Annotated in this window: 7 protein-coding genes; 1 reads left to right on the forward strand and 6 read right to left on the reverse strand. The window is 61.6% G+C overall.

Features of this window, described 5'->3' with window-relative positions; all coding sequences use genetic code 11:
- On the forward strand, nt 1-1,103 hold a 1,103-nt coding region (locus F4V54_RS09660), incomplete at its 5' end, for a geranylgeranyl reductase family protein (protein WP_211359477.1).
- Between the two features lie 20 nt (nt 1,104-1,123).
- Here F4V54_RS09660 and F4V54_RS09665 read toward each other — a convergent pair.
- The 6 genes from F4V54_RS09665 to F4V54_RS09690 are packed head-to-tail and all read right to left on the reverse strand — an operon-like array spanning nt 1,124 to nt 6,820.
- Nucleotides 1,124-1,810, reverse strand: a complete 687-nt coding sequence (locus F4V54_RS09665) for a demethylmenaquinone methyltransferase (RefSeq protein WP_102724274.1) — start codon at nt 1,808-1,810, stop codon at nt 1,124-1,126.
- 49 nt (nt 1,811-1,859) lie between these two features.
- Nucleotides 1,860-3,023, reverse strand: a complete 1,164-nt coding sequence (locus tag F4V54_RS09670) for a glycosyltransferase family 4 protein (RefSeq protein WP_150387003.1) — start codon at nt 3,021-3,023, stop codon at nt 1,860-1,862.
- 51 nt (nt 3,024-3,074) lie between these two features.
- Entirely contained in the window at nt 3,075-3,506 is a 432-nt protein-coding gene (locus F4V54_RS09675) for a DUF3592 domain-containing protein (protein WP_150387004.1), read from the reverse strand.
- A 55-nt stretch (nt 3,507-3,561) separates the two neighbouring features.
- A complete protein-coding gene (gene menD, locus F4V54_RS09680; protein ID WP_150386999.1) occupies nt 3,562-5,205 on the reverse strand; it encodes a 2-succinyl-5-enolpyruvyl-6-hydroxy-3-cyclohexene-1-carboxylic-acid synthase in 1,644 nt (547 codons plus the stop codon).
- A 27-nt stretch (nt 5,206-5,232) separates the two neighbouring features.
- A complete protein-coding gene (locus F4V54_RS09685; RefSeq protein WP_150387000.1) occupies nt 5,233-5,841 on the reverse strand; it encodes a hypothetical protein in 609 nt (202 codons plus the stop codon).
- Complete coding sequence (locus F4V54_RS09690) at nt 5,834-6,820, reverse strand: o-succinylbenzoate synthase (protein WP_150387001.1); 987 nt, start codon at nt 6,818-6,820, stop codon at nt 5,834-5,836. Before F4V54_RS09690 ends, F4V54_RS09685 begins: the two co-directional genes overlap by 8 nt.
- Between the last annotated feature and the right edge of the window lies 1 nt (nt 6,821).

Below are 6,821 nucleotides of genomic sequence, written 5' to 3' on the forward strand. Positions count from 1 at the left end.
GCCTGACGCCCCGCGCGGTCCACGCGCTGAAAACCCTGGGGCTGGAATCAGCGCTGCCCACCTATCGCAATCGTGGCCTGAAGCTTCACGGGTATGGGGGTTCCGTCACCGCACCGTGGTCACGCAGCATCTACGGCACCGAGGGGTCCGCCAGTCCGCGCGCTATTTTCGATGCCGCCCTGGCCGACCTAGCAGCCACCACCGGCGCCGATGTGTTCTACGACTGCCCGGCCACGGGGGTCTCCTTCGGGTCGGACGGTTTCATCTCCGCGGTGGAAACTCCCCGCGGCCAGATCCACGCGCGCTGGGTGATTGTGGCGGACGGTGTGCGCTCCCCCTTCGGCAAAAAGCTCGGCCGCCAGTGGCACCGTGGGGAGGTCTACGGCATCGCCGCGCGCTCATATTGCGCTTCCCCGCTTGCTAGCGAACCCTGGATGCACTCCCACGTCGAATTAAACGATGCGTCAGGACAGATCCAACCCGGCTACGGCTGGATCTTCCCGCTTGGTTCCGGTCAGGTCAACCTTGGTTGTGGTGCGCTGTCCACCGATGCGCGCCCGGCGAAGGTGAACACCAAGAAGCTGCTGGTGCAGTACGCGGATCAGGTGCGTAAGGAGTGGCGCCTGGGCGAACCGCAGAACATCACCTCGGCCATGCTTCCGATGGGCGGCGCAGTTAGCGGCGTGGCTGGTCCGAACTGGATGCTCATCGGCGATGCCGCCGCCTGCGTCAACCCCCTCAACGGTGAGGGCATCGACTACGGGCTGGAAACGGCCATCATGGCTGTGAACCTCATCGAATCCATGAGCCCCGGCGCGGATGCCACCCTGGCCTGGCCATGGGTTTTGCGGGAGAGCTACGGCGAAGCCTTCATGTTGGCGCGCACCGCCGCACGGCTGCTTACGTATCCCCAGTTCCTCCCCATCGCTGGGCCCGTGGCCATGCGCAATCTTGGTGGCCGCTACCTCATGCCGGCAGCAGCACGCCTCATGGGAAATCTGATCACGGAGGAGGACAAAGATCTGGTTGCCCGGGCGTGGCGCACGGCTGGGAAGGCCGTCAGCCGGCTGCGCGCGGATACGCCGCTCTGGAGCCCCGTGTGAGCTAACGCTCACACAAGGACTTAATTTTTCACGGCGTGGTGCAGGGCAACAATGCCGAAGGCGAGGTTCTTCCACTCGCACTCAGCCCAGCCATTGGCGTTGATATCGCTGGCAAGCTGCTTTTGTGCGGGCCATGCCTTAATGGATTCCGCCAAGTACTCATAGGCCGGCGCGTTGGAGGAAAAGACCTTGCCCAGAAGCGGGATCATCTTGGGCAGGTAGCGGCTGTACAGCTGGGAAAACACGGGGACAACGGGGGTGGAAAACTCATTGACCACCAGACGCCCACCTGGTTTGGTCACGCGCGCCATTTCACGCAGGCCGGCCTTGAAGTCGTGAACGTTGCGCAAACCGTAGGAGATGGTCACGGCATCAAAAGATTCATCCGCGAACGGCAAGTGCATTGCGTCCCCGCACACCTTCGGCACCTCGCGGTGCGCCCCGGCACGCAGCATGCCCTGAGAGAAATCACACGCCACGACCCATGCGCCGGACTTAGCTAGTTCGACGGTGGACACGGCGGTGCCGGCGGCGAGGTCGAGGACTTTCTCCCCCGGCTTGACGTGGAGAAGCTCACGGGTGCGTTTGCGCCAGTAGCGGTCCAGGCCAGCCGTCATCACCGTGTTGGTGATGTCGTAGTTCTTTCCCACATCATCGAACATTCCCGCCACATCGTGTGGGTCCTTCTCCAGGTTCGCCTTGGCCATAGCCATCGAGTCTAAGTCACCCGCCCGCGCATGCCCCCACCCGGATACGTTATGCAGGGTGAATGCGCGGGAAACGGGCGGTTCCCTTGTGCTTGGGGTACGCATCAAGCACGTCGTTGTAGTAGCCCAACAGCTGATCACACAGCGCCGGCCATGTCTTGTCCTCGATAGAGGCCCGCGCATTGGTGCTCATGGTGGCCAGGTTGTCCTCGGCAAGAATGTGCGCCGCTGCTGCCGGAAGATCACGCGCAAACGTCTCCACATCCAATAGAAGGCCGTTGTAGCCTTCCTGAATGGTGTCGATGGGACCTCCGGCGCGCGGCCCAATCGTCGGCACACCCGAAGCTTGGGCTTCTTGGAGTGTTTGCCCGAATGTTTCAAACTCGCCCGGGTGCACAAACAGGTCCAGGCTGGCGTAGGCAGCCGCCAGCTTCTCGCCGCCCAACTGACCGGTGAACACCGCGTCTGGCATCAGCTTGCCCAAATCACGCCGCAGCGGCCCGTCACCCACGATAACCAGCTGAATATTCGGGTCCCCGTACAGCGCCGCGAGACGCTCCACGCCTTTCTCCGACGCCAACCGTCCCACGTATCCCACGAGCTTCTTCTCCCCCGTCGGGTCCCACTTCGCACGCAAATCCCCCCTGCGCTTCCGTGGATGGAACAACACCGAATCCACTCCGCGGCCCCACTTGTGCACGTTTTTTACCTTGTGCTCCTCCAAGGCCGCGATCGCTACTGACGACGGCGCCAGCGTCATCTGCGCCATATTGTGCAAGGTGCGCGTCCAGCGCCACGCCGCCGATTCCAATAAACCCAGGCGGTACTTCGCGGCAAAGCCCGCCACGTCAGTCTGGAACAGCGCAATGCACGGCACTTTTTGTTGCTTTGCCACGATCGCCCCAATCCCACCCAACACAAACGGACTAGCCAAATGGATAATGTCCGGCTTGAACTCCTTCACCGTTTTAAGCACCCGACCACTAGGAATCCCGACGGGTAAGGAATCCACGCGGGGCACCATCACCGTGGGCACACGAACAATGGGAAAGCCCATGTAGTCCGGGATTTCCTCCTGGTACTCGCGAGCGCCAGGAGCGATCACCACGGCCTCAACCCCCGTCTCCTTGAGGTGCTCCAACACCCGCAGGACCGAATTGGTTACGCCATTGACGTTGGGCAGGAAGGACTCGGCAACAATGGCAACACGCATGCCCGCATTATTCACCGTCACACCGAACACGTCATGGAATTGCGGGGAACCTTAGGTTAATTTTCCCGCCCGACGGGCACGGGGTTTGGCAAGGGTGCTCACTGCCCACCAGGCAAGACCCGCGATCAAGGTGGACGCAACAGCGACCGATAGCGCCGGGATGATAGCCAACGTCCACTGACGGCCCTCCACCTTCACGATGTCCGGGTTGGACTTGGCATACGCCACCCACACCTGCTGCCCTTCCCCAATGCCGGACGGGTAGAGCAGGCCGTACGGCGGAGTGTGGAAGCGCCCTTGCTCATCCTGGTATTCAACCGACATGCGCAGCGTGGACACACTGTTCACCGTGGCGATACCCCGGCCAGGGTCCTTGGCAATGAGGTAATCGTTGTACGCCGGACCTGCCACCATGGCCACGCTGCCGAGCATCGCGCACATGTACAACACGATGATCAGCTGGTGGAGCCTACGGCGGGCGATCTCCCGCGTCACAACAATCCTCACTCCTGGTGCCCTTTCACCCTACTTTTCCACCCTATTTTTTCAACCGCTCGGCCAATTCCCGGCGGGTAGCGCGGGTAGTCACAGCCTCGATCACCAGGATGGGGTGCGGGGAATCGATGTTGTCCATCAACTCATCCAGCAACTCCGCAGTGCTTTCTGCCCGCGCATAGGCCACACCATAGCCTTCACACAGGGACTCAATATCCACATCATGCGGCGTACCAAAAGCCTGCTCAAACTGCTCGCGCAGCGTTGGCGCCCCCACTTCAAGCCCTTCGAAAATGCCACCACCATTGTCATTGGCCACGACGATAGTGAGGTTGCTCGGCCGTGGCTGCGTGATCCCTTCACCGCCCACGAGCAGCCCGCCAATGTCATGGAGGAACGTAAGGTCCCCCATCAAGGCAACGGTGCGGGGTGCGCGGATCTCCTCCGGATGGAGCGCCTGCGTGGCCAAGGCAATGCCAATGGCCTGGGAGATCGTGCCATCAATGCCGGCTGCGCCACGCGCCGCATATGTGGATACACCATCGAAGGGCATACCCACCAAACTGGCATCACGCACTGGGTTGGAAGACCCCAGAACCATCGTGTCGCCCACACCCAACGTGTCACACACAGCTGCGGCGACGTGCAGGCCGGTGAACCCAAACGACTCATCTGCCAGGGCATCACGCACTGTCTGTACACCAACGTCACCTGCTGCCTCGCAGATCTTCAACCACGTATCGGTGGGCTGCCCCGTGACGTTCACGCGGCTGCCACGGCGCTGCGGGTTACCAGTGAACGTGTCTGTGCGGGACAGTCCAATGACTTCAATGGTCGAATCTGCCATGAGCGCCAACACATCCCGGTGGAGCGTCGGATGGCCAACAACGATGACCTGCTCCGGTTTTGTCGACGCCGCGAAGTCCCCACCGTCATGACTAATAGCTACCTCGTCTTGCACGAAGAAACGCGCCGCCAAGGGGTGGACCTGGTGGAACGGTGTTGGGGCAGTCGGCTCCGCGATGGTGGGCACGTGCTCCAGTCCCGGTACCTCCCACGCCTCATCACCAGCGATGACAAGCGTGTTTTTGCCCAAGTCCACGTCCACCGCGCCGTGGTCCACAAAACCAGCACCGTCGCGTTTCAGATGGCCCGGCCCCACCCGGCGCGGCTGGCCCGCCTGCTCAGGCAGTGCTTGCGGTACGAGCGGAGTGTCAAAGGCAACGTTGATGTGCACCTGGTCAGCCACAAAGGAGATCGGGTCAGCCTGGGTAGTGACCTGTTGGGTTTCCGCGTAACGGCCAAAAATGCCCTGCTGCCAGATGGTTTGGGACGCGCCCGTGCCCACGAGACGCTCCGGCCGGTCCGCACTCACCACCACCAGTGGTGTGTGGGACATGTGGGCTTCCACCACCGCTGGGAAAGCATTGGCTACGGCAGTGCCCGACGTCATCACCACACCCACATGGCGCCGCTGCACACGTGCAAGACCAAGGGCAGTGAAAGCTGCCGAACGCTCATCAAGCCGCACGTGCACCGTGATGTCCTCACGCGCCAGCAAGGCGAACGCAAGCGGGGAATTACGTGAACCGGGGCTCAAAACAACATCCGTGACGTGCTCTGCGAGTACCCGTGCCACATGTTGTGCCAGTTCAAGTGAATCGGGGGAATCCACTGAGTTAGCCATCCTCTTTCTCATTAGATCTATGTGGATCTAGTTGGACGCCTTCATTTCGTCGAGAATCTTCTTCAGATCATCCAGCATGCTTTGGAAATCATCCTTGACATCCTCCGGTACCTCCGTTGGAATCTCGGTGGGCAGATCCTTGGGAATCTCCGTTGGAAGTGTGACCTCGCCGTCACCGTCCTTTTCGCTGTTGAACAGGCTTTCCCAGAAGCTGTCCTTCCCCGTAGTCACGGTCTCCGTTTCAGTGAGAGTGACCGGCGCTGGTGGCGGCTGGTTCGCGCGCGATTCCGCACCCCGCCACAGGAAGAACAGCACCACACCGGCTAGTGCAACAAGTACTGCGATTACCCCCAGCACAATGGTGGTGTTGTTGGTTTTCTCCGCGTTATCGGGCGCAAACTGCTGCCCATACTGGTCGTGTTGGCCATGCCCGTTGTAACCACCCGGATGATACGGCTCGTCATACGGCTGCGGTTCGCTGTAGCGGTCCTCATATTCGGGGGAATAATTACCGATGTACGCCGTCTGATTATCTTCATTCGGCATGTACTGCCGTGGCGCCGGCGAGGTTGAGCCCATGTATTCCGTCTGGTCGTCCGAATTAGCCTGCGGGATCCTGCGCGTCTGATCATCCATAAGGCACATCGTAGCTGCCACCGGTGACACCAAGGATGTCCCAGCACCGTCGCAGCCGGTCAAACCAGAAATCCTTGCGCTTCCCTGAGGCGGCCAACGCCATCAAGCGGTCCGGATCAGGCTCGCACGTGGCGGCGTTTAAGCAGCCTCCACGAAGCTCCTGTTTTTCCGCAACATCCTCTGCAAACAGCCGCTGCGTGCCCAGCCCCGCGGCATTAACAGTCACAGGGCTATCAGTTATCGACGTCTCCACCGCCTTCGCCGCGATCAACCCCACACCAATCCCCACTGCCGTATCTAGCGCCGAGGCAACGGTGATGCTCATATTGTGCGCGGCAAGGTCTTTCGCGATGGTGAGCGTATTGCCCACTCCACCCAGTGGCGCAACCTTCGCCACCGCGACATCGGCCGCATCAAGCGCGGCCACGCGATAGGGGTCTGCTGCCTTTCTAATCGACTCATCCGCAGCAACCGGAACATCCGTCCGGCGGCGCACCTCGGCGAGCTCCTCCACCGTTGCACAGGGCTGTTCGATGTAGCGCAGCATCCCGCCAGCAGCCTCCGCTAACGCCTCGGCCGCCTGGATTGCCTCATCTACAGTCCACCCACCATTCGCATCCACGCGCAGCTCCGCGTCGGGGCGGTGGGTGTGGACGGTGGCGACGCGAGCCAGATCGTCGATAAGCGATTGCCCTTTCTCTGCCACCTTGATTTTGAAGGTACCCACCCCCGGGAAGCGCTCAAGCACACCTTCGACCTCAGACGCGGCAACGGCGGGCACCGTGCCATTGATTCGCACGGCACGATCCCCCAAGTCAAGTCCCTGATAGCCCTGGTAGGCGGCCTCCAACCCGGCGCGCAACCACGCCGCGGATTCTTCGTCGCCGTACTCCACGAAGGGCGCGAACTCGCCCCACCCCGCCGGGCCGTCGATGAGCAGGGCCTCCCGCGTGGTGATCCCCCGGAACGGCACCGCCATC

The sequence above is a fragment of the Corynebacterium tuscaniense genome (genome assembly GCF_008693065.1).
Taxonomy (GTDB): domain Bacteria; phylum Actinomycetota; class Actinomycetes; order Mycobacteriales; family Mycobacteriaceae; genus Corynebacterium; species Corynebacterium tuscaniense.